At 65.2% G+C, this 22,696-nt stretch carries 18 protein-coding genes; 12 read left to right on the plus strand and 6 right to left on the minus strand.

The genetic code is table 11. The annotated features are described in order from the left end of the window. Positions 1-19: 19 nt before the first annotated feature. Both GSQ89_RS02675 and GSQ89_RS02680 read left to right on the plus strand, forming a co-directional pair. Positions 20-1,084, plus strand: a complete 1,065-nt coding sequence (locus GSQ89_RS02675) for an amidohydrolase family protein (RefSeq protein WP_158921738.1) — start codon at positions 20-22, stop codon at positions 1,082-1,084. Positions 1,085-1,269: 185 nt separating this feature from the next. Continuing rightward, complete coding sequence (locus tag GSQ89_RS02680) at positions 1,270-1,551, plus strand: hypothetical protein (RefSeq protein WP_158921740.1); 282 nt, start codon at positions 1,270-1,272, stop codon at positions 1,549-1,551. A gap of 93 nt (positions 1,552-1,644) precedes the next feature. Here GSQ89_RS02680 and GSQ89_RS02685 read toward each other — a convergent pair whose 3' ends face one another. Further along, positions 1,645-5,208: a PAS domain S-box protein gene (locus tag GSQ89_RS02685; RefSeq protein ID WP_158921742.1), complete on the minus strand. Its 3,564-nt coding sequence runs from the start codon at positions 5,206-5,208 to the stop codon at positions 1,645-1,647. Between the two features lie 202 nt (positions 5,209-5,410). Between GSQ89_RS02685 and GSQ89_RS02690 the strand changes: the two genes are divergently transcribed. Together GSQ89_RS02690 and zwf are read left to right on the plus strand one after the other, a co-directional pair. After that, positions 5,411-6,217, plus strand: a complete 807-nt coding sequence (locus tag GSQ89_RS02690) for an enoyl-CoA hydratase-related protein (protein ID WP_158921744.1) — start codon at positions 5,411-5,413, stop codon at positions 6,215-6,217. 35 nt (positions 6,218-6,252) lie between these two features. Beyond that, positions 6,253-7,836 carry a glucose-6-phosphate dehydrogenase gene (zwf, locus tag GSQ89_RS02695; RefSeq protein WP_158921746.1) on the plus strand — a complete coding sequence of 528 codons (1,584 nt, stop codon included), beginning with the start codon at positions 6,253-6,255 and terminating at the stop codon, positions 7,834-7,836. A gap of 128 nt (positions 7,837-7,964) precedes the next feature. Here the strand turns inward: zwf and GSQ89_RS02700 are convergent, their stop codons facing one another. Continuing rightward, on the minus strand, positions 7,965-8,411 hold the full coding sequence (locus GSQ89_RS02700) for a hypothetical protein (protein ID WP_158921748.1): 447 nt from the start codon (positions 8,409-8,411) through the stop codon (positions 7,965-7,967). A gap of 407 nt (positions 8,412-8,818) precedes the next feature. Between GSQ89_RS02700 and GSQ89_RS39990 the strand changes: the two genes are divergently transcribed. Together GSQ89_RS39990 and GSQ89_RS02710 are read left to right on the plus strand one after the other, a co-directional pair. Further along, positions 8,819-9,289, plus strand: coding sequence for an RcnB family protein (locus tag GSQ89_RS39990; RefSeq protein WP_371734207.1), 471 nt, complete (start codon positions 8,819-8,821; stop codon positions 9,287-9,289). 32 nt (positions 9,290-9,321) lie between these two features. Beyond that, positions 9,322-10,734 carry a DUF2252 domain-containing protein gene (locus GSQ89_RS02710; protein ID WP_216855978.1) on the plus strand — a complete coding sequence of 471 codons (1,413 nt, stop codon included), beginning with the start codon at positions 9,322-9,324 and terminating at the stop codon, positions 10,732-10,734. On the opposite strand, the gene GSQ89_RS02715 is transcribed toward GSQ89_RS02710, so the two are convergent. Together GSQ89_RS02715 and GSQ89_RS02720 are read right to left on the minus strand one after the other, a co-directional pair. Beyond that, the gene (locus GSQ89_RS02715) at positions 10,724-11,491 is read right to left on the minus strand and encodes a hypothetical protein (RefSeq protein ID WP_158921750.1); all 768 of its coding nucleotides are present in this window, start codon (positions 11,489-11,491) and stop codon (positions 10,724-10,726) included. The two genes, GSQ89_RS02710 and GSQ89_RS02715, sit on opposite strands and share 11 nt — an antisense overlap. Before the next feature lie 27 nt (positions 11,492-11,518). Then, positions 11,519-12,526, minus strand: a complete 1,008-nt coding sequence (locus tag GSQ89_RS02720; RefSeq protein WP_158921752.1) for an AraC family transcriptional regulator — start codon at positions 12,524-12,526, stop codon at positions 11,519-11,521. A gap of 127 nt (positions 12,527-12,653) precedes the next feature. Here GSQ89_RS02720 and GSQ89_RS02725 point away from each other — a divergent pair, with 127 nt between their 5' ends. From GSQ89_RS02725 to GSQ89_RS02745, 5 genes are all read left to right on the plus strand, one after another. Beyond that, positions 12,654-13,544 carry an SDR family oxidoreductase gene (locus GSQ89_RS02725; protein WP_158921754.1) on the plus strand — a complete coding sequence of 297 codons (891 nt, stop codon included), beginning with the start codon at positions 12,654-12,656 and terminating at the stop codon, positions 13,542-13,544. A gap of 130 nt (positions 13,545-13,674) precedes the next feature. Next, positions 13,675-15,036 (plus strand): aspartate aminotransferase family protein, encoded by a 1,362-nt coding sequence (locus GSQ89_RS02730; protein ID WP_216855979.1) that lies wholly within the window; start codon positions 13,675-13,677, stop codon positions 15,034-15,036. Between the two features lie 58 nt (positions 15,037-15,094). Next, positions 15,095-16,816: a gamma-glutamyltransferase gene (gene ggt / locus GSQ89_RS02735; protein WP_254073046.1), complete on the plus strand. Its 1,722-nt coding sequence runs from the start codon at positions 15,095-15,097 to the stop codon at positions 16,814-16,816. Positions 16,817-16,935: 119 nt separating this feature from the next. Then, a complete protein-coding gene (locus tag GSQ89_RS02740) occupies positions 16,936-17,580 on the plus strand; it encodes a hypothetical protein (RefSeq protein ID WP_158921758.1) in 645 nt (214 codons plus the stop codon). Positions 17,581-17,778: 198 nt separating this feature from the next. Beyond that, on the plus strand, positions 17,779-18,729 hold the full coding sequence (locus tag GSQ89_RS02745) for a hypothetical protein (RefSeq protein WP_158921760.1): 951 nt from the start codon (positions 17,779-17,781) through the stop codon (positions 18,727-18,729). A 113-nt stretch (positions 18,730-18,842) separates the two neighbouring features. Here the strand turns inward: GSQ89_RS02745 and GSQ89_RS02750 are convergent, their stop codons facing one another. Continuing rightward, the gene (locus tag GSQ89_RS02750) at positions 18,843-20,528 is read right to left on the minus strand and encodes a methyl-accepting chemotaxis protein (RefSeq protein WP_158921762.1); all 1,686 of its coding nucleotides are present in this window, start codon (positions 20,526-20,528) and stop codon (positions 18,843-18,845) included. 157 nt (positions 20,529-20,685) lie between these two features. Continuing rightward, positions 20,686-21,894: an MFS transporter gene (locus GSQ89_RS02755; protein WP_158921764.1), complete on the minus strand. Its 1,209-nt coding sequence runs from the start codon at positions 21,892-21,894 to the stop codon at positions 20,686-20,688. 219 nt (positions 21,895-22,113) lie between these two features. Between GSQ89_RS02755 and GSQ89_RS02760 the strand changes: the two genes are divergently transcribed. Further along, positions 22,114-22,695 (plus strand): F0F1 ATP synthase subunit delta, encoded by a 582-nt coding sequence (locus GSQ89_RS02760; RefSeq protein WP_158921766.1) that lies wholly within the window; start codon positions 22,114-22,116, stop codon positions 22,693-22,695. Position 22,696: the final 1 nt, after the last annotated feature.

A 22,696-nucleotide genomic window follows, 5' to 3' on the forward strand; every position in this document is an offset into this window, starting at 1 on the left:
GAAACGAAGGGGAAGAGCCGTGCTGATCAAACGGGATCGTATTGAATTGGGTCATGCCACGGCGCCGTGCGGTTGCGGCCTGCATCGCCGCGGCTTTCTGGGTGCCGCGGCGGCTCTGGGCGTTGCCGCGATGACGCGTGGTGCCCGAGCGGCGCCGCAGCCGACGGTGATCGACGTGCATCATCATTACACGTCCCCCGCGTTGCTGGCGATGATGCGGGGGCGCCGGACCCATCAGGGGTTCAACGAGGCGTGGACGTTGCAGAAGTCGTTGGATGCGATGGATGCCGCCGGGGTGGCCACGGCGGTGGTGTCCACCAGCGATCCCGGCGTGTTCTTCGGCGACTACGACGCGGCCAAGGCGCTCGCCAGGGACTGCAACGAATACCAGGCGCGTATGGTCGCGGACCACAAGGGCCGGTTCGGCATGTTCACCACACTGCCGCTGCCGGATATCGACAACACACTGGCCGAGATCGCCTATGGCATGGACACGCTGAAGGCGCAGGGCGTGGGCATGATGACGAGTTACGGCACCAAATATCTTGGCGATCCGGCGTTCGTGCCGGTAATGCAGGAACTCAATCGCCGGAAGGCCACGGTGTTCGTGCATCCGCTGCAACCGGCCTGTTGCACCAACGTGGTCGCCGGCGTGCCTGACGTGGTGGTGGAGTATGGGACGGAAACGTCTCGCACGGTCGCCAGCCTGCTAATGAACCACACGACGATTCGGTTTCCTGATATCCGCTTTATCTTCTCGCATGGGGGCGGGGCCGTTCCGTTCCTGACGTTCCGCTTCTCGCGGATGGTCAGCGGCGATCCGGAACTGATGAAGGCCGAACCCGGCGGAGCGGTGCCGCTGATCCAGAAACTGTATTTTGACACCGCCCAGGCATGGAATCAGTACACCATGCCGTCGCTGACCAAGCTGATGCCGGTCGATCATATCGTGTTCGGTTCGGACTTTCCGGCCGCGTCGCCGCTGGACGCGGTGAACGGTCTGCGCGCCTTCGGGTTGAGCGAGGACGCTCTGGGCAAGATCGAGCGGCACAACGCGCTGGGGATCCTGGCCAACCTCGCCTGATCCACCGAGGTCTATCGTCACTTTATCAGAACTATTTCGTCGTTGCGAAATCCGTCATGACAACGAAGGTGTGATCGGGCAACGCAAAACTGTTGCGGTATGATCGAGACGTCACGCGGCCTTGAAGCCATCGGCGCTGTGCTGGTGGTCACGGAGCATGCTCGACCGCGAGGAGATACCTTGAGATGAATCGTAACAAAATGGTCATTGCCGTTACTTTGGCGACCTTGACCGTTGCACCTGGATTTGCGCGTGCCTGCACGCAGCAGGACGTGATGGCGAAAGGCGCGCAGCTCAGCCAGTTGATTCAGGCGAAGATGGCGGCGGATCCGTCCCAGGGGCAGGCGTTGATGGCGAAGATGCAGCCGGTCATGATGTCCTACCAGACGCAGATGACGAGCGGCGGCGCGGTCGATTGGGACAAGGTCTGCGGTGAATATGACGATCTGATCAAGCAAGCCCAATAACGAGCGAAACGATATCGCGATCGGCGTCCGCCATGGGCTTCGGTCGCGGTTCGCCCGCTCGCATCGCGGCCGCAAAGATACGCGCGACCGCCCTTATGCCCGGTTGATCTGCTTCCTGGACATCAGCAGGGCGTTGATCCGGTCGGCCAGTTGCATCCCTGTCACCGGCTTGCGCAACAGGGAGAATGTGCCGCTGATCGCACCGCCCACCGCCAGGGTGGCACCATCGCCGGCATATCCCGTCAGCAGTACGGCGGGCAGGCCCGGCCGCCGTTCCTGCGCCGCGCGGATCAGCGCCAGCCCGTCCATCCCCGGCATCGTCAGGTCGGAAACGATGATGTCCACGCGTTCGCCCGCCGCCAGCCGAACCAGGGCCGCCGCCCCACTGTCCGCGGGCAGCACCGCATGGCCCGCGTCCTCCAGCGACAGCGCCAGCACCTCCCGCACGATCGCGTCGTCATCGACCAGCAGCACGCGGGGCTTGCTGGCGATGGCCGCTGTCGCGGCGATGGTTTCCGCCGCAAACGGCGTCGAACCCGCGGCCCGCGGCAGCCACAGGCTGATGCGGGTGCCCCGGCCGACCACACTGTCGATGGACAGGCTGCCGCCGCTCTGTTCGACGAAGCCCTTTGCCATTGCCAGCCCAAGTCCGGTGCCCTTGCCTGGCTCCTTGGTGGTGAAGAACGGTTCGGTCACACGCGCCAGCACAGCGTGGTCCATGCCGTCCCCGGTATCGCTGACCACGATCCGCACGTAGTAACCTGGGGCAAGGCCGGCCGGATGCGGCAAGCCGGGCGACACCGTTTCCGACCCGGCGGCCAAGGTCAGCGTGCCGCCCAACGGCATCGCGTCCCGGGCATTGGTGGCCAGGTTGACCAGCACCGTTTCCAATTGCCCGCGATCCGCCAACAACGGCGGAATGCCCGCCGGCACATCGATTTTGCACACGACCGAACCACCCAGCGTGTGGGTCAGCACCTCCGCCATGTCGGTCAGCAACGCGGCGACGTCGACGCTTTCCGCCCGCAGGTCGCCGCGGCGGGAAAACGCCAGCAACCGGCTGGTGATGGCCGCGCCGCGCCTGGCGGCATCCAGCACCATCCGCACATTGCGCAGGACGCGCTCGACGTCGTCCGGCCGGCGTTCGATCAGCGCTGCGCCACCCGAGACGGCCTGCAGCACGTTGTTGAAGTCATGCGCGATGCCGCCGGCGATCTGACCCAGCGCATGCATCCTCTCGGCATGGGCGGCCCGCTGCTGTGCCGCCTCGCGCGCCGCCATTTCCTCCCGCACCCGCTGCTCCAGCCGGACATTGATCTGCTGCTGGAAGTCCAGCAGGCGCTTTTCGGCGTCGATATCCAGGAAGATGGCCAGGGCTTCCCGAACGGTCCCGTCTTCCTGCCGAAACGGGACGCTGCCGACCTTGAACCATTTCTCGCTGCCGTCGGCGTCCCGGAACAGCATCTCCGCCCCCGGCAACGTGGTGTCGCCCCGATACAGCGCCCGCTGGATCGGGAAATGTTCGGCTGGCAGAGGATTTCCACCCGGATCGTAGGCAATCCATTCGCCGCGCGGCGCGACCGCCATGGACGGAAGCACCGGGCCGATCAGGCGTTTCATGTGCGCGTTGCCCAGGACGATCCGCCCGTCGGCATTGACGATCCCTACCCCGATCGGCATCGCCTCGATGACTTCCGACAGCCGGCTCCGTTCGGTTTCCAGCATCGAGATCAGCCGATCACGAGCCATTTCCGCTTCGTATCGCGCCGTGACGTCCATGTTGATGCCGACCATGCGGATCGCCCGTCCGTCGGCCCCGCGAATGGTCTGGCCGCGGCCCAGCAGGCGGCGCAGCGACCCGTCAGACAAAACCACGCTGTATTCCGTCATATAGGAACGCCCTGGCGACTTCAGCGCGGCCAGCAGCTCCTCCTGCACCCGGCGCAGGTCGGACCGATGCACGGTTTGCTGCCAGAGTTCGGGGCTTGGACCGCCGGGCCGCGGCTCCAGCCCATGCAGGCGCCACTGATGCTCGCTCCAGGTCAGCGTGTCGTTCACCACATGCCAGTCCCAGATGCCCAGGTTCGCACCCTCTCTGGCCAGTTCCAGGCGGTCCTCGTTGACGCGCAGCCCGGCTTCCGCCCGGCGCAGGTTGGTGACGTCGATCTGATTGATCAACACCAGGGTCCGCCCCTTCACAGGCACCGGCGCAACCGCGATCAGCAGGTCGCGCGGGCCCAGTCTGCCCTGAACCCGGGTTTCGTAGCTGGCGCTGTGGCCGGCGACGACCGACTGGCAAATCGCCCGGATCCGTTCGTGACTTGTCTGCAGGGCGAAATCGGTGATTGCGCGGCCGCGAAACTCCTCGATCGAGTAGCCCACATACGACGCCGCGACCGCGTTGCTGTCGATGACCCGCGTGGTGTCGGGGTCCAGCAGGATCGCGCCGCCGGGCGACCACTCGAACAGTGCTCGGAAGCGCGCCTCACTCTCCGCCAGGGCGTTGGCCGAGTCCCGTCGTCCGGCCGCCGCCGTCGTCAGCGCCAGGGCAACCATGTCGAATTCCGGCAGGCCGGTCGCCGACGGGCCGGCCGGCCCGATCTGGCCATCCTGCATCGCCAACCGCCGAAGTTGTTCGATTGGCCGGGTGATCCCCTTGGCGACCCACATCGCCATCGCCATGGCAATGGCCAGGACGACGGCACCGATCCCGACCACCCGCAGGATGGCCTCCCGCACCGGCCCGAAGACAACGTCGTTCGGCGCGGCGACAACCACCGTCCAGCCGAATGGCATGACATGCGTATAGGCCGCCGACGTTAAGACGTCTTTCGCAGCGGCCACCTGCGTCACCCCTTCCGCGTTGCTTCGGATGGTGTCCCACAGGGCGGCAGAGACTGGGGTGCCGGCGAACCGATCCAGTTCCGGAACGCGCGCGGCGATGACGCCAGCCGCGTCGACCACCATCACGCTGCCGTCCTGCGGCAGGCGCTGGCGGGCGATCAGGTCCGCGATCACGCCGGGCAGCAATCTGATATAAAGGTCGTACACCACGCGATCGTCGCGAAACACCGGAACATCGACGCTGAAGCCACTTCGTCCGGTGGCCCGGCCGAGATGCATGTCGGTCACCACGGGACCATGCTTGTCGAAGACCTGAATGCCATCCGCGTACGACTGGCGGGGCAGCATGGGTGTAGACTTGCCCGGTGGTAATCCATAGACCCGCACGCGCCGCAGGTCCGGACCGGCGATACCGAGCACGGAACCGAGTGGCTGACGCGCCAGGAAGGTCTCGGCCAGATGGTCGAACTGCCCCCAGTCACCTTCCTGCAGGGCAGGCGACAACGCCAGGGTCTCCAGCGCCGACACGCGAAGCTGCAACTCCCGCTCGACCGCGATGGCGGTACCATGGGCGGTTGTCAGCAACCCGTCGTACACCGCCTCGCGCTTGTCCTGGTAATCCAAATAGCGGCGAACCAGGCCCGTGCAGCCCAGCGGCACGATGCAGGCCATGACCAGCAGGATCAGCCGGGATCGCAGCGACAGATCGCGGCGCCAGCCAAGGCGCCGAACCACCCGCGTGGCACGCGAAGCAGGCGGGCCTCCGGCTATCCGAACCGACGGTTCCTGGTTCGCGTCCCGATGGGGCGCCACGCTGCTTCAACCTCCTGTGCTTTGCCGAGTCGGCCGGCGGCGGTATTCAATCACAAAGAAGCGAGCGCTGGCGACACCTTCCGACCATTGTTTCATCCTGGCGCCGCGGCGGCGACATCGCTCGCCACGGTTGCCAGATCGGCCCTTGCCATCCCCAGCCGCTCCGGCAATCTCCCGCACCAGCATTCAGACCGGATTTCCGATGCCCCAGCCCCCTGTCCTTCTGTCCACCGACGCCAACGGCGTCGCCACCGTCACCCTCAACCGCCCCGAGGTCGGCAACGCCTACAACACCGCCATGCTGGATGGGCTGATCGACGGCCTGACCGCCCTGGCAAAAGACCCCGCCGTCCGCTGCCTCGTCATCCGAGGCGCCGGCAAGCACTTCCAGGCTGGTGCCGACATCAGGTGGCTGGGCGAGGTCGCCCATTACCCGCCGGCCGAGAACTACGCTGCCTCCATCGCCACGACACGCGCGATGCAGTTGCTGAACGAATTCCCCAAGCCGACGATCGCCCTGGTCCATGGCGCCTGTTTCGGCGGCGGGGTCGGCATCGTCTGCTGCGTCGACGTCGCCTTCGCCACGCCGGACTCCCTGTTCGGCATCACCGAAATCCGCGTCGGCGTCGCCCCCACCCCGATCTCCACCCACATGGTCAACGCCATCGGGCTGCGCCACACCCGCCGCTACGCCCTGACCGGCGAACGCTTCGACGCGCGAGAGGCGGAGCGTATCGGCTTAATTCATGAAATCGTCTCGGAGGCGGAAACCGAAACGAAATTAGCCTCCGTGCTCGACGCGATCATGCTGGGCAGCCCAACGGCGATCACGATGACCAAAAGCAGTTTTCTAGGCGCAAACAATCTGTTGCTGGACGATCGGCAGGTCTCGATGCTGGCACACGAGGGATGGACCCAGCGCCACTCGCCGGAAGGCCATGAAGGCACCACCGCCTTCCGCGAGAAGCGGACGCCATCTTGGTACAAACAGGTTCACCCCAACGTGTAGCCACACCGAACCGACGGAGCCTCATGTTGTCAGCCATGACCGACGCCAAACCAGTCGCCGCCCAAGTTCTCACCGCCCCGCCCCGCCGATCACCGAAACCACCCGGCCCTTGTGCCATGGTGATCTTCGGCGCCGGCGGCGACCTGACCAAGCGCCTGCTGGTCCCGGCGCTCTACAACCTGGCCACCACCGGCCTGCTGCCGGAGCACTTCGAGCTGATCGGTGTCGATCTCGCCGACCTCGATGCCGACAAGTGGCGCGACAGCCTGCACACAATGATGGAAAGCTTCGTCGGCAAGACCGCCAGCGAAAGCCGGATCGACAAGGTCGATGAAGACACTTGGAAGCACCTGACCGGTCACATGACCTACATCAAGGGCGACCTGACCGACGACGGCCTGTACGAAAAACTCAAGCAGCACATCGACCAGAAATCCGACACCGGCGGCAACTGCCTGTTCTATCTGGCCATCGCCGACCGCTTCTTCAGCCCCGTGGTGACCCATCTCGGCAAGGCCGGGTTGTTGGAGGAAAACTGGGACGAAGACGGCAAGGCGCCGGAACACTGGCGCCGCGTGGTGATCGAAAAGCCGTTCGGCCACGACCAGGCCTCCGCCAGAGCGTTGAACACCGCCATTCTGCGCGTCGCGCGGGAACACCAGATCTTCCGCATCGACCATTTCCTCGGCAAGGAAACGGTGCAGAACATCATGGCGCTGCGCTTCGCCAACGGCATGTTTGAGCCGCTGTGGAACCGCGACCGCATCGACCACGTACAGATCACCGCGGCCGAGACGGTCGGCGTGGAAACCCGCGGCCGCTTTTACGAAAAGACCGGCGCGCTGCGCGACATGATCCCCAACCACGTGTTCCAGCTTCTGGCGATGGTGGCGATGGAACCGCCCGGCGGCTTCGACGCCGCCGCGGTGCGCGGCCGCAAGGAAGATGTTTTCGCGGCGATGCGCACAGTCGCGCCGGAAGACGCGGTGCGCGGCCAGTATGGCCCCGGCCCCGACGGCGTGGTGGGCTACCGCGAGGAACACGACGTCGCACCGGACTCCGGCACCGAAACTTACGTCGCCATACAACTGGCGATCGATAACTGGCGCTGGGCCGGCGTGCCGTTCTACCTGCGCACCGGCAAGCACATGTCCCGCCGCGTGACGGAAATCGCCATCCGCTTCAAACCCGCGCCGTTCGCACCCTTCGAGAACACCGACGTCGGCACCCTGCCGCCCAACTGGCTGCTGCTGCAGATCCAGCCCGACGAGGGCATCGCGCTGCAATTCGAGGTCAAGCGCCCCGGCCCGGTCGTCGACCTGGCCGCTGTCCGCATGGCATTCAAATACGCCGACTGGTTCCCGAAGGAACCGAACATCGGCTACGAGACCCTGATCTACGACGTGATGATGGGCGACCAGACACTGTTCAACCGGGCCGACATGGTCGAGGAAACCTGGCGCGTGGTCAGCAAGGTTCTGGACAACTGGTCGACGGAAACGCCCGAGGGCTTCCCCAACTACGCCTCCGGCAGCGATGGCCCGGCGGAAGCGGACGCCCTGCTGGCCCGCACCGGCCGAGCCTGGCGGCCGACAATGGACGATGGAAAGTCCAGGTAGCGGCGCCGGCCGACGGGGACCGCGGGCTAGCCTGGATGACGCCGTTCTCCCTATGCGTGGTCGAGTTCAAGCCAACCCGACCCCAGGGCAGCGACGTCATCCAGGCCAGCGCGCGGTCGTGCCGACGGTTAAGTCGGCCAGTGGCCCGACGACCTGGCGATCGCCTCATCGAAAGCCGCCAACACCTGCCGATGGCTGGAGTTGTCGTTCATGCTCTCAATGTCGTTGAACCCACGGCTCATCGCCACCGACAGCAAGACTGCGTTCGCGCCGGTCTGTCCCCCATGCGCGTTCAACAGCCGGGATGCGCCGCGTAACGCGCCGACGGCACAGCGGCGTCCATCGCGCGTCTCATAGCGTCGCTGTACCCAGTCCTTCCGGTCCTCGATCAGCGCTCGGCCGATCGTCAGAACCTGCACCGTCACCGCATCCGGCTGGTCGGCCGGTATCGGCTGAAACGCATGCAACGGAATGGTCTTTGTGATCGGGGGGGCGCCTACGAACAATTGCGTCATACGCGCCCAAAACGAAGGCTTCGTGGTTGTCGTTACATAACCAAGTCCATCGAACGGCATGGTTGTCTCCCCTGCTTTACGGGATGCCCCCACTAAACCACGGTTCAGAGCCAAATGTTCACAACGCACGATAATTTGGCTGAAAAACACCGAACCGCCGACGCCGGCCCCGCGGCCGGAGCCACCCCTGCGCCAGATCTCCCCCCTTGGCACCGGCACACCGATCGTGCGCGCGCCAGCGACACCGCCAAATTTGGCCCGTCCGCGAAAATTAACCGTCGGTCGCCTTGCAAGTTCACGCCGGGAGGATTGCTATAATTGCCTGACAATCGAGTCGAGGAAGCAATCGAATGATACGGGCATTCATGGTCGTGGCAGCGCTGAGTCTCGTACTGCCCAGTATGTCGATGGCGCAGCAGCGACCACCGGACGCCGGCCAATCCGGCAAGCCGGGCGGTAGGCCGGAAATGCCCAACAATCGTCCGAGCAACCCCGGCCGCCCCAATCCGCCGGCCCAGCCGAACCGACCCGCTCGGCCCCAACCTGCCCGGCCCCAACCTCCCAGGCCCCAACCTCCCAGGCCCCAGCCCGCCCGGCCAACCCCGCCGCAGGCCGGCCGGCCCGGAAACCGCCCACGCCCCATCGCCCAGCCGCAGCCGCCACGCGGCAACCAGTTCTGGCATCGCGGGAGATACTACAGCCGCATCCGTGGTCCCGCCTTTGCCTACCCGCCAGGCTACCAATACCGCCGCTGGTCGATCGGCGTCCGGCTGCCGCCGGTGCTCATCGCACCCAGCTTCTACTACACGGGCTGGGCGGCATTGGGCCTCCAGCAACCGCTGCCGGGATATTCCTGGGTTCGCTTCGGACCCGACCTGCTCCTGGTCAACCTGACCACCTATGAGGTCGAGGACGTGGTCTACGGGGTGTTCCAATAACAGGCCAACCACGCGAGCGCGGCGAGGCGTCGGTGATAAAACCCGCCTCGCGGCGCCTCGTGCTGTTGCACGAACAAGGTAAGCAGCGGCGGAAGACGCTTCCAAGATCGGAACTGGGTCGCCTGGATATCGTCAAACGCGATCCGGTCGACCTGATCCGCATCGCGGCCCATAGCCGGGTGCAAGCGCTGGTGGGATTGCGCCACAGCCGGATGCTGGCGTCGCCGTTCACCTTCTTCCGCGGCAGCGCCAACCTCCAGGCTTCCGATCTCGTTCGGATGCCGCATACCAGCCTCGAATTCCCGATCTGCGGCGACTGCCACCTCATGAATTTCGGTGGCTTCGCGACGCCCGAACGCAATCTCGTCTTCGACATCAACGACTTCGACGAAACCCACCCCGGCCCGTGGGAATGGGACCTGAAACGTCTGGCGACCAGCCTGTATATCGCCGGCCAGCATCTCGGCCACGGCGACACCGGCGCCGAGGCAGCCGCCCACGCCGCGGCCGCACGATACCAGACCGCGATGAAGACCTATGCCGCGATGGGCGCGCTGGAGCTCAACTATCAGAGCCACACACTGCAAAATCTGCTGAAGTCGCTCGACGATGGTGTGGCCCGTGACCGTCTCCAGCAGGTCATCAAACGCGCGCAGCGGCGCACGCATGAGGATTTGCTGCCGAAGATCGCGGTGAATGAGGGAGCAGTCCGGAAAATCCGCGACACGCCGCCATCCGTCTTCCATTTGTTCGGTGCGTCGACATTGCTGGCGGCCGATGACGACTGGATGCGGCTGACCGACTGGCAGACCGTGATCGGCGGTCTCTATAAGAAGTACCGGGCCACGCTCAGCAGCGACCGAGCGGCCATTCTCGATCATTTCCGCATGCAGGACCTGACGTTCAAGGTCGTGGGCGTCGGCACGCGGTGCCTGGTCCTGCTGCTTGTGGACGAACACGACAAACCGCTGTTCCTGCAGATCAAGGAGGCACTGCCATCGGTCCTCGCGCCTGAACACGACAGGCGGCCAGCCTACCGCCACCAGGGCCAGCGGGTCGTCGACGGGCAGCGGCGACTGCAAAGCGCGAGCGACCTGTTCCTCGGCTGGTCGACCGGCCCCTCGGGACGGCACTTCTATGTCCGCCAACTGCGCGACATGAAAGTCTCCGCCAACATCGAGACCTACGACAACACGCTTCTCGTCGAATATGCCGCGACCTGCGGCGAGGTGTTGGCCCGCGCACACGCGAAATCGAGCGGACGGGCGCCCGAGATCAGCGGCTACATCGGCAAAAGCGACGCTGTCCCCGACGCGATGGTGCGGTACGCCCGCGCATACGCCGGACAGGCCGAAGCCGACTACGACGTATTTCGCTCCGCTTGCCAGAACGGCACCCTGCAAGTCCGTTCGGATGAGGAATTCCTGCTCGACGTCACGGCTTGAGCGATGCCTTCAGATCGAGCAGCGGCGCCTGGCTGACCACGATCGAACCGGTGCGCGGCCTGTCGAGGTCGAGGACCAGCGTGATCGCCAGGGTCACCAGCACGAACAGGACAAAGGCGCTTATTTGCGCGTCACGCCGGTTTCCTCGGGTCACGTAACCCAAGATACCCGCCGAGATCACCGCATACGCCAACAGAGCCAGCACCACGCTGCCCGGCAACCGTTCGGCGAGCGCGGCCTTGCGGGAGGCAGCGAAGTCGATCGTGTCATTGACCGCCGCAGTCAGCAGGGGACCAGCGACCGGCGGGTCGATATGGGGGATCGCCACCACGGTCGTATCCCACATCTGCCGTTGGAGTAGCGCAGCCTGCGCTTCGGCCCGAGCGATCGCGGCGGCGTCCTCGCCGGCGTCGGCCAATGCCAGCCGAACGTCGACATAGCGGCGGACCAGGGTCTGTAGTTCCGAACGGAACGGATCAGGGGCCAACTCCGCGCGCAGGTAGGTCGTGCCGATTGCATTCGCTTCCTGCAGCACGAGATCGCGCCGCATCTCATACTGGTTCAGCGCGAGCGAGAACGTAAAGCCGATCAGCAGCGCCAGAAGTCCCAGGGCGGCGGACAGAATATAACCGCCATCCTCCTGGCTGGCATTGCCAGTCAGGGCACGCAACGAGACCCCTATGCGGGATGCCAGCGTCAGCACTGCCAGAACCACCAGGCCCACGGCCCAGACGGGCAGGCTGTCAACGACACTCATGCGCCGGGAGTCACGGTCATGCAGTCGTCAGCGACGCGGCGAGTCATTGACTTCGCCTAACATGGTGGAACCAGCCCGCAAAGTATCGGGTAACTGGGGTTGTAACTCGGTTTGGGTGCGCGAAGCCGGAGCCCGGTCGCGGCCATATTGCCGTGGCGAACAGCCCATGACCCTCTTGAACGCCACGCTGAAGGCGCTCTCGGATTCGTAGCCGAGCGACCGGGCAATGACGGAAATAGGACCTCTGGCGTTCGTCAGCCTGTCTCCGGCCAATAGCATGCGCCAGCGCGTCAGGTAGTCCATGGGTGACGCTCCGACCGTCGCCTTGAATTTCAGGGCGAAGGTCGATCGCGACATGCCGGCATGCTCCGCCAGCGCCTGCAATGTCCACCGATGCGCCGGATCGTGATGCATGGCGTTGATCGCCGCGCTCATCTGCTTGTCGGCCAGGGCGAATAGCCACCCGACGCCGCCTTTCAACCCTTCCGCCAAATGCTGCCGCAGCGCCTGGACCAGCATCATGGTAGCGATGTGCTGCGCGACCAGAAAGCCGCCCGGCTGCCGCTCCCGCAACTCCTGCCGCATCCGTTCCATGGACCAGCGTAGCGCCGCTCTGTCCGCTTCCGTCCGAAGATGCACGATGGGCGGCAGCATCCCCAGCAGGTCGCCGGCGTGATCGCCGGTCAACGCAAAGTGCCCGCCGACAACCGAGAAATCCCCGCCACCATTGAGAACGGCGATGCCGCCATTCATCGGGACCGAAAAAAACGTGCGAGCATCGGTCGGCGTCAAAGTCAGATCGCTTGCAACGCGGAAGGGCCACCCGCGTGGCAGCAGGAAGCAGTCCCCCGTCTTCAGGCGCACCGCTTCGGGAACGCCCTCCACGGACAGCCAGCACTGACCGGAACCCACCGCGTAGCACTTGATGCCTTCGTGCGGGCCGAACCGGATCGACCATTCTCCACCCGCATCGAAGCCACCGAACATATAGCTCCGCGGCTTCAACAGCGACAGCACATCAGACAATGGGTCCATCGGTCACTCCGGACGATCGCGAAGATAATACGGATTTCATAACATAGGTCGTATTACCTCAAGCACCTATCTTGATTGTCTCGGGGCTGCGAGCGCGGCTTCGAAACGAAGTGAAGGACAAATCATCATGCGTGTATTCGTCACCGGCGCGACCGGCTTTGTCGGCTCCGCCGTCGTTCAGGACCTCATCAGCGCGGGCCATCAGGTGCTCGGTCTTGCCCGCTCCGATGCCGCCGCCGGCTCTCTTATTGCTGCCGGCGCCCAGGTACATCGCGGTGACCTTGAGGATCTGGAAGGCCTGCGCAGTGCGGCGATCCTGTCGGATGGCGTGATCCACACCGCCTTCATCCACGATTTCACGAAGTTCGCGGCCAACTGTGCGATCGACCAGCGCGCCATCGAGGCGCTCGGCGGCGCCCTCGCCGGCTCCGGCCGTCCTTTGATCGTCACCTCCGGGACTGCGCTGCTGACGCCAGGCCGCCTCGCGACTGAGGACACCGTGCCCCCCCATTCCACCGTGTTTCCCCGCGTTTCGGAGCAAACCGCGTTTTCGATGGCAGCGCATGGCGTACGCGTGTCGGTGGTGCGCTTGCCGCCATCCGTCCATGGCGACGGCGACCACGGCTTCGTCCCGAGACTGATCGGCATCGCACGTGAGAAGGGCGTTTCCGCCTTTGTGAGCGACGGCCTCAACCGCTGGCCCGCAGTACACCGCCTCGATGCCGCCTCTCTCTACCGGCTGGTGCTTGAGAACGGGTCCATTGGCGCCCGGTATCACGCGATCGCCGACGCAGGCGTGCCATTCCGAGACATCGCCGGCGTGATCGGCCGTCGCCTGAACCTGCCGATCGTCAGCAAGACCCAGGAGGAGGCAACCGACCACTTCGGCTGGTTCGCGCAGTTCGCGGCGATCGACAGCCCGGCCTCCAGCCAGCGGACGCAGGAACTGCTGGGATGGCAGTGGTCGCAGCCCGGGCTGATTCCCGATCTCGACCGGCCGCGCTATTTCGAAACCTGAAGCATCCCGCAAGAGGTCCGGCGGCCTGACCATGGGGGCCTGGCCGCCGGCATTTGGTCTAATCGGCCAGCGCTTCAAACGCCGCCACGAATGATCTAGCCTGCGTCCGCCATCACGAAGGACGCAGACGATGAACGATCTTATGCCGGACAGCGAACTGCTGCTGGCAACCGACCAGCGCCATCTGATCCACCCGCTGCATTTCGCCAAGGATCACGCCACCGCCAAGGTCTTCGTGTCCGGTGAGGGTGCCATCCTGCGCACCGCCGATGGCCGCGAATACATCGATGCGCTGTCCTCGCTGTGGAACGTCAACATCGGGCACGGCCGCAAGGAACTCGCCACCGCCGCCGCGGCGCAGATGGAGAAACTGGCCTACGCATCCGCCTATGCCGGCTTCAGCAATGAACCGGCGATCAGGCTGGCCGAGAAGATCGTCAGCCTCGCCTACGACAACATGGCGGCGGTGTATTTCACCACCAGCGGTTCGGAATCCAACGAGAGCGCCTTCAAGTTCGCCCGCTATCACTGGAAGCGGCTGGGCAAGCCGAACAAGGTGAAGGTCATCTCCCGCCGCTACGGCTATCACGGCGTCACCCTGGCATCGATGAGCGCCACCAGCCTGCCGAACTACCACAAGATGTTTGGCCCGACGGTGGCGGAGTTCCTGCAGGTCGCCCCGCCCTACCCGTATCGCTGGCCCGGCAACGGCGACGCCGGCATCGGCGCGGCGGACGCGGTGGAGGAAGCCATTCTGGCCGAGGGTGCCGACACCATTGCCGCCGTCATCGCCGAACCGGTGATGGGGTCGGGCGGCGTCATCGTGCCTCCCGCCACCTACTTCCCGCGCCTGCGGGAAATCTGCGACCGTCACAACGTGCTGCTGATCGCCGACGAGGTCATTACGGGCTTCGGCCGCACGGGCGAGTGGTTCGGCATGGGCCACTGGAACACCAAGCCCGACCTGATGTCGTTCGCCAAGGGCGTTACCTCCGGCTACCTGCCGCTGGGCGGGGTCATCATCTCCAAGCACATGCACCAGGTGCTGCTGGATGCGCCGGCAGACGAGAAGTTCATGCACGCAGCGACCTATTCCGGGCATCCGGTGTGCTGTGCCGTCGGCCTGGCCAACATCGACATCATGGAAAAGGAAGGCATGGTCGAACGCGCGCAAGTGCAGGGCGACCGCTTCCGCGCTGGGCTGGAGACGCTGGCGACGCTTCCGAACGTCGGCGAGGTGCGCGGCATCGGCATGCTCGCCGCGATCGAGCTGGTCGAGGACAAGGGCAGCAAGGCGCCCGCCAAAGGCCTGGGCGCGCGAGTCGTCGCCGAAGCCGCGAACCGAGGCGTGATTCTGCGCTTGCGCGCGGCGGCAGACGGCCCACCCGCCAGTGGCGACACGCTGTGCTTCGCCCCGCCGCTGCCAACGCCCGAAGCCACTCTGGACCGCATCGTCCAGATCGTAGGGGAGTCCATCCAAGCAGTAACCTAAAGTCATGGGATCAAAGGGGCCTTCGGCCCTTTTGCGGGTCCAGGGCAGCGCCCTGGCCTTGTCTTTGCTGCTGGTTATGCCGGCCGCCGCCGCGTCGTTACCACCGGTCGAATCCACCACCGGCCTGGTCGTCTCCGCCCAGCACCTAGCCGCCCAGGCCGGCGCGGACATCCTCCGCCAAGGCGGCAACGCGATCGACGCCGCCGTGGCGGTTGGCTATGCCGAGGCAGTGGTCAACCCTTGCTGCGGCAACATCGGCGGCGGCGGCTTCCTGATCGCCCATCTGTCCGACGGCCGCGACATCTTCCTGAATTTCCGGGAAACCGCCCCGGCCGCCGCCAAGCGCGACATGTATCTCGACCCCAACGGCAAGCCGATCCCGGGCGCCAGCCTGCACGGCTGGAAAGCCGTCGCCGTCCCGGGCACCGTGCTGGGCCTGGACACCGCGCTGACAAAATACGGTACAATGCCGCGCGCCACCGTCATGGCCGCTGCCATCCGCCTGGCACGTGACGGCTTCGTCCTGACCCAGGCCGACGCCGATATCCTGGACCGAGGCGCCAAGCTGCTCCGCGAGAACCCCGCCGCCGCTCGGGTGTTCCTGCGTCCGGACGGTTCACCCCTGCAACCCGGCGACCGCCTGCGCCAACCGGACCTCGCCGCTACCTTGCAGGCAATCGCCGACCACGGTCCCGACGCGTTCTACAAGGGCGCCATTCCCCAGGCAGTCGAAGCCGCTGCCCACGCCGGCGGCGGGCTGATCACCGCCGCCGATTTCGCCAACTACCGGGTCACCGAATCGCCGCCACTGACCTGCGTCTATCGCGGCTACACCATCGAATCCGCTCCGCCGCCCTCATCCGGCGGCACAGCGATTTGCGAGACCCTCAACGTCCTGGAGGGCTACGACCTGCGCGGCCTCGGCTTCCACGCCGCCGAAGCGGTCCACGTCATGACCGAGGCCTTCCGCCGAGCCTTCCTGGACCGCAACACCTGGCTCGGTGACCCGGCTTTCGTGCGCATCCCGCTGAACCGCCTGCTGTCCAAGGCCTACGCCGCGCAGCTACGCGGCACGATCGGCGAGCAGGCGACACCATCCGCCAGCCTGGCCCCCGCCATCCCCCCGCCCGGCGAAAAAAACGAGACGACGCATTTCTCCATCCTCGACAAAGCCGGCGGCGCCGCATCCGTCACCTACACCCTCAACGGCGGCTTCGGTTCGGGGGAGATCGCCGGCGACACCGGCTTCCTGCTGAACGACGAGATGGATGATTTCACCATCAAACCGGACGTCGCCAACCAGTTCGGGCTGGTGCAGGGTAAGGCCAACGCCATCGCCCCCGGCAAGCGGCCACTGTCGTCGATGGCACCGACCATCGTGCTGAAAAACGGCGCGGTGGCGATGGTTCTCGGCTCCCCCGGCGGCCCCAGGATCATCACCGCGATCGTCGAAACGATCCTGAACGTGATCGACTACGGGATGGATGCGCAGCAGGCGGTGGACGCCCCGCGCCTGCATCACCAATGGCTGCCAGATGTGCTGTATGCCGAACCCTTCGCGCTATCGCCCGACACCAGGGATTTGTTGCAGCAGATGGGCTACGACATAGAGGAGCAGAAACCATCCGGCGCAGTGGCGCTGATCGCTTCCGGCGCCCTGGAGACCGTGCGGCCGTCGTCTCCCGGCATGGATGCCGTCGCGACCCACCGGCCGCGGCCGGATGCGTTCTATGGCGCTAACGATTCCCGCCGTCCGGCAGGCGTCGCCCTAGCACCATAGTCACGGACCATAATTTCCAGTTGGTTTCGTATTTTCCTGTTGTGTTCTCACGTCGCTTGCGGTAGAAGAAAAGAACATATTACGAACATATTTTTAGCCAACCCTATTTGAGCGACCCCATGTCCGATCCCGCATCGCAGCCTGACCTGACCGAGTGCCTGTTTTCGACGATCCTGGGCTTCACGCTGCCGTTCTATCTGGCCGGTGCGGGCGGGAATGTGGGCGCAGCCAATAAGGCCGTCGTGGAATTGGTCGCGGCTTATGGCGCCGTCACCGCGCCCGAACTCGACCTCGTCGGCCGCCTGGTCGGATTTAGCGCTGCCGCGATGGATAATCTGCGGCTGTCGATGCAAGCGGATCTGTCCGACGCAAAGGTGCTTCATTATCGCGGCAACGCCGTCGCTCTCGGCCGTTTGGCGGAACAGTGCCGCAAGGCGCTGGAGGCGATGCAGACCAAACGGGAGCAGGCCTCCGCGACCCGCCCGATGCCGCAACCCCGGCCCGCCCCGGTCGCGCCGCCAAAACCGCCCCTTCCCCCCCGCGAGATGCCGCCGGCGCAACCCCAGGCGTCGACGCCGATGGTCGAAGACGACCCCCAATTCACCTACGATATCGAAACAATGAAGCGTAACGCCCGCGCGATGATCGCCGACCTGCAAGCGAGGGGGCGAGCGCTAGGACCAGACTCGCCCGAAGCGTCGATTGCTTGGATGGAACTGGAACGCAACAAAAAGGACCACCCGACCGGCCGCGCGGTCGCCTAGAGACAAAGACTTTCAAGTGACGGACAGACGTCGCACCGGACCATGACGAACCATAGGTCCGCCGCAACCAGCATTGCCGTCACATCCAATATTTTTTCCGCGAACTGATCCTCGGTCCAATACCGATGGCCCCGGACCGCGACGGACACGCGCCATTCCATCACGACCAAAAGAATTTCCAAGGTAGTACATTCAGCCATGTCCACTCTGCCCATCCGGCCGGTTGACGCGCCGCTTTACGTCGTCACGCCCATCGTCAACCCATCCCGTTACCGCTCCCGCTACACGCTCTACCGCAACTTCGAGAAACACATCACCGATGCCGGCGCGATCCTCTACACCGTGGAAGCCGCCTACGGCGACCGCGGCTTCGAGATCACCGATGCCGGCAATCCCAGGCACATCCGCCTCCGCACCAATCACGAACTCTGGCACAAGGAAAACCTGATCTCGATCGGCGTGTCCCGCCTGCCGGCCGATTGGCGCTACGTCGCCTGGATCGATGCCGACGTCCAATTCGCCCGCCCCGACATCGTCGCTGAAACCATCCAGCAGCTTCAGCACTTCAGCGTCGTGCAGATGTTCGCCCACGCCACCGACCTCGGTCCCCGGTATGAACCGCTGCGGTCCTTCCAGGGCTTCGTCGCGCAATGGATGCGGCAGACCAGCCAGGCGCCCGGAGCGACGGCGCAATACGGTGTCTGGCATCCCGGCTATGCCTGGGCCTGCCGGCGCGACGCATGGGACCACCTCGGCGGCCTGATCGATTTCGCCATCGTCGGGTCCGCCGACCGCTACATGGCCTGCGGCCTGATCGGCGAAATGGCGCGAAGCCTCAGCACCGATCTCGTCCGCGGCTGTTCGGCGTACGCCGAATGGTGCTTCGAATGGCAAACCCGCGCTGAACTCTACATCAAACGCAACATCGGCTTCGTCGACGGCCTGCTGCTGCACCATTTCCACGGCACCAAGAAGAACCGCGGCTACTTCAACCGTTCGTCACTGCTGTGGAAGAACCACTTCGATCCGGCGAAGGACATCAAGCGCGACTGGCAGGGCCTGTGGCAACTGACCGACCGGAAGATCGCCCTGCGCGACCAGCTCCGCGCCTACTTCCGCTCCCGGAATGAGGACGGCACCGAGGTATAATACCAGTCGCCGTTAAGGCTGACTCTTGATTCGTCATGGCCCGGCGGCAACTGACGCCGGGCCATGACGAGGCTGATGCGTCAACGTCAACGGCCGTTGGTAAAATCCCCAACTCACGCCGCCCGCACCGTCCCCAGGAACCCATCCACCTCCCGCCGCAACACCGTCGCCTGATGGCCCAACAGGTCGGCGGCGGTCAGCACCGCGGCCGCCGCGGCGCCATTCTCGCCCAAACCGTTCGACATCCGCCGCAAATGGCCCGCCACCTGCTCCGTGCGGGCGGCAGCCTGCTGGATATTGCCCGACACCTCCAGGATCGCCGAACTCTGCTGATCCACCGTCGAGGAGATCGCCGCGGCGATTTCCTCCACCCCATGAACCGTCTGCGAGATCCCCTGGATCGCCGCCAGGGCAGAACTGGACTCGGCCTGGATCGAGGCAATCTGTGCCCGAATGTCGTCCGTCGCCTTCGCCGTCTGGTTGGCCAGGCTTTTGACCTCGCCTGCCACCACGGCGAAGCCCTTGCCGGCATCCCCGGCACGCGCCGCCTCAATCGTGGCATTCAATGCCAGCAGATTGGTCTGCGCGGCGATGTCCTGGATCAGCTTCACAACATCGCCCACCTTTTGCGCCGCCGCGGCGAGCCCGGCGACCTTGTCGTTGGTCCGGCGCCCCTCCTCCGCGGCGTCGCGCGAAATCGTCGCCGCGCGCGACACCTGGCGGCTGATCTCCGACCCGGTCGCGGCCATTTCCTCGATCGCCGCGGCGACGCCCTGCACGTTCAAAGTCGCCTGCTCCGCCTCGATCAACGCCGAACCGGATTGCTCGACCGCCGCACCCGCGGTCCCGCTGACTTTCCGGGCGGCCGCTCCCATTTCCCCGCCGGCCGTCGCCACCGCCTCCACGACGCCCCGCACTTCCTTGTCGAACCGGTCGGCGAGGCTTGTCAGCGACTGGCGCCGCTCCTCCACCCCACGCTGGCGTTCGGCCTGCTGCTCCTGCTGCAGCACGATCATCCGGCCGGCATTGTCCTTGAACACACCCACCGCCTGCGCCATGGCACCCAGTTCGTCCGTCCGCTCGATCCCCGGGATGGCGACCGTCAGATCGCCGCTGGCCAGGCGCTTCATGGTGTCGCGCAGACCGCCCAGCATCATGCCGATATCCCGGTTGACCAGCCAGCCGATGCCCAACGTCAGCAGCAGGGTCAGGCCCCCGATCAGGCTCAGCCGCAGCAGCGCCGAGTCGAACGTGGCATCCAGGTCGTCGACATAGGCACCCGACAGGAAAACCGCATGCCATGGCCGGAACGCGGCCACATAGGCGATCTTCGGTTGCCGTTGCGTCTCCCCAGGCTTGGGGAAGGTGTAGGAGACTGTGCCATCATCGCTGTTGCGCAGCGCCGCGTCGTATAGCGTGCTGAGCGGGTGGCCGTCGGCATCGGCGGCGGTGGTCGGCTTGCCCTCCCGCTCCGGGTCGACGGGCTGGATCATGACCGTGCCGTCGTCCGAGGAAATGGTGATATAGCCCGTGCCGCCGTCGTAACGCATATGATGGACGGTTTCACGCAGTTGGGCGAACGCCTGCTCGTGCGTCAACGTATGGGCGACGACCTGCGCGTCCAGTGCTCGGGCGACCCCCAGGGCGGATTGCGTCACGGCGCGCAACTTGTCCACCCGATCCGCTATCATGCGGTCGTGCAGCATACCGGCGGCAAAGCCAATCGAGACAACGACGGCAAAAACGGAAAGACCGAGCAGGACGATCAGTTTGGTACGAAGCTTGAGGCGGCTGAACATGGTCTTGGACATCCGATCAGGGGAACCCGGCGAAACGGGCTGGAACACCAATGATCGGCGACAGGAATGAAGAAACCATTAATGCGTCCGCGATCGGATCGCCCGTCACGAAAAAATTTGCGCCCTCACATCGCGAAAAGGTGCCCTTTTTGGAAGTCTACTCCGCCGGCAGCGCCACCGCTTCCTCGGCCCGAGCGGATACGCGGGCGGACCCGGCGCAGAACAGGCTGAGCAGCAGGATCACCGCGACCAGCACCAACACCAATTCGGGATGTCCCCGGTCGATCAGCATACCGAACGGCACTGGCGTGACCGCGCTGCCCAGCGGCAAGCCGGCGCTGACGAACCCGAACACCTTGCCGATCTGCCCCGGTGGCGCGGCATCCTTCACCATCACGTCGCGCGGGGTGCGGCTGGCACCCAGCGCCAGGCCGGACAGGAAGGTCATGCCGACGATCACCATCACCGGCACGTTCAGCCAGTTCACCCCCAGGATCAGCAGCGCCGACAAAATGGTCAGTCCGGTCACGAACGGCAGCACGTGCCGCTTGAACGTGTCGGCAAACCAGCCGCCCACAAGCACGCCACTGGTCGATCCCAGCATATAGGCGGTCAACGCCGTCGCCGCGACCGCCAGGCCGATCCCCTTCAGGTTATGCAGCACCGTTACCAGCCAGGACTGGACGCCGCCGCCGGCCATCGCGCCCAGCATGAAGAACATGAAGAACAAGATCATGGTGCGGCTGGTCAGCAGGTCGCGCGCCGACATGCGGACCGCGTCGTGCGCCACCTCCTTCACCTGGTCGCTCAGGATGCGGCTTTGCAGCACGATCGACAGCACCACCGGCACGCCCAGCAGCCCGACGGTCAGTAGCGTGCCGCGCCAACCCATCGCCAGCATCAGGAACGCCGCCACCGGTGGCCCGGCCGAGAACCCCAGATTGCCGCTGAACGTGTGCAGCGCGAACGACCGCCCCATCCGGTCCTTGTCCACCGATCCGGACAGGATCGCGTAATCAGAGGGATGGATGACGGAATTGCCCACGCCGGACAGCGTCGCCAGCACCAGAATTTGCCAGAACTGGGTCGCCAGCCCCATCGCCGCGATCGACAGCGACATCAGCAGCGCCCCGCCGATCAGGAACGGCCGGGCACCATACTTGTCCACCAGGAATCCCACCGGAGTCTGCAATATCGCCGTCGTCCCGGACATCAGCATGATGGTCATGCCGAGTTCGGCGAAGCTGACATGGAACGCATGCTGCCAGACCAAAAACATCGGCGGCAGGCACAGCACATAGAAGTGGGAAAGGAAGTGTCCGTTGCCGATCAGAATGTTGACGCGAGTGGAGCGGCTGAGTGTCATGCGGACGATCCAGATGAACGTCCTGTAAGATTGACGGCGCCGCCATGGTGCGTCAAGAACCGCGGGCTACCGGCCGCTCGGCCGCTGGCGAATGGAGAAAAGGTCATAAAGCTGGGGTGTGCATGTTGCGTGCCCCTATACCCCATGCTAGACGCCCGGCGCCGGTTTGGCCGGCCGGTCCCCCTACTCGCCCGCGCCCCGTCAGGGCTGGGCCAACATATGGAAACAAACGTGGCTTCTCAGGCTACGACAATCTCGTCCGGCGGCGGTCTGACCGACCGCTACGCCGCCGCGCTGTACGCGCATGCCGACGACAACCACGCGCTCGACACGGTCGTGTCGCAGATGGAAGGTCTCGGCAAGCTGATCGATGCCAGCGCCGATTTCCGCCGCCTGCTGGAATCGCCCCTGATCGATGTGAAGACCGCCACCAGCGCCGCCCAGGCGGTGCTGACGAATGAGGGCTTCGGCAAGGAAGTCCGCGACTTCGTCGGCGTCATCTCGGTCAACCGCCGCCTGCGCGAACTGCGCGGCATCGTCAGCGCCTTCGCCGCCCTGGTGGCCGAACGGCGCGGCATCGTCACCGCCCATGTCGCCTCGGCGCATCCCCTGAACGACGTGCAGCGCCAGCAGCTTCGCGCCCGCCTGATCGAGGCCGGCTATGGCAACGTCAACATCGATGAGCGGGTCGAACCCGACCTGCTTGGCGGCCTGATCGTCCGGATCGGCGCCCGCCTCTACGACACCAGTTTGAAATCCCGGCTGCAACGTTTGCAGTACGCCATGAAGGGAGCCGCCTAAT

Source organism: Acidisphaera sp. S103 (assembly GCF_009765975.1).
Lineage (GTDB): Bacteria > Pseudomonadota > Alphaproteobacteria > Acetobacterales > Acetobacteraceae > Rhodopila.

Excerpts from the sequence above, each read along its gene's own strand:
- GSQ89_RS02720 (WP_158921752.1), bottom strand. The coding sequence starts at position 12,526 with ATGGACCCATTGTCTGATGTGCTGTCGCTGTTGAAGCCGCGGAGCTAT.
- GSQ89_RS02715 (WP_158921750.1), bottom strand. The coding sequence starts at position 11,491 with ATGAGTGTCGTTGACAGCCTGCCCGTCTGGGCCGTGGGCCTGGTGGTT.
- GSQ89_RS02745 (WP_158921760.1), top strand. The coding sequence starts at position 17,779 with ATGTCCACTCTGCCCATCCGGCCGGTTGACGCGCCGCTTTACGTCGTC.
- zwf (WP_158921746.1), top strand. The coding sequence starts at position 6,253 with ATGACCGACGCCAAACCAGTCGCCGCCCAAGTTCTCACCGCCCCGCCC.
- GSQ89_RS02700 (WP_158921748.1), bottom strand. The coding sequence starts at position 8,411 with ATGCCGTTCGATGGACTTGGTTATGTAACGACAACCACGAAGCCTTCG.
- GSQ89_RS39990 (WP_371734207.1), top strand. The coding sequence starts at position 8,819 with ATGCCCAACAATCGTCCGAGCAACCCCGGCCGCCCCAATCCGCCGGCC.
- GSQ89_RS02725 (WP_158921754.1), top strand. The coding sequence starts at position 12,654 with ATGCGTGTATTCGTCACCGGCGCGACCGGCTTTGTCGGCTCCGCCGTC.
- GSQ89_RS02750 (WP_158921762.1), bottom strand. The coding sequence starts at position 20,528 with ATGTTCAGCCGCCTCAAGCTTCGTACCAAACTGATCGTCCTGCTCGGT.
- GSQ89_RS02690 (WP_158921744.1), top strand. The coding sequence starts at position 5,411 with ATGCCCCAGCCCCCTGTCCTTCTGTCCACCGACGCCAACGGCGTCGCC.
- GSQ89_RS02760 (WP_158921766.1), top strand. The coding sequence starts at position 22,114 with ATGGAAACAAACGTGGCTTCTCAGGCTACGACAATCTCGTCCGGCGGC.
- GSQ89_RS02730 (WP_216855979.1), top strand. The coding sequence starts at position 13,675 with ATGAACGATCTTATGCCGGACAGCGAACTGCTGCTGGCAACCGACCAG.
- GSQ89_RS02680 (WP_158921740.1), top strand. The coding sequence starts at position 1,270 with ATGAATCGTAACAAAATGGTCATTGCCGTTACTTTGGCGACCTTGACC.
- GSQ89_RS02740 (WP_158921758.1), top strand. The coding sequence starts at position 16,936 with ATGTCCGATCCCGCATCGCAGCCTGACCTGACCGAGTGCCTGTTTTCG.
- GSQ89_RS02755 (WP_158921764.1), bottom strand. The coding sequence starts at position 21,894 with ATGACACTCAGCCGCTCCACTCGCGTCAACATTCTGATCGGCAACGGA.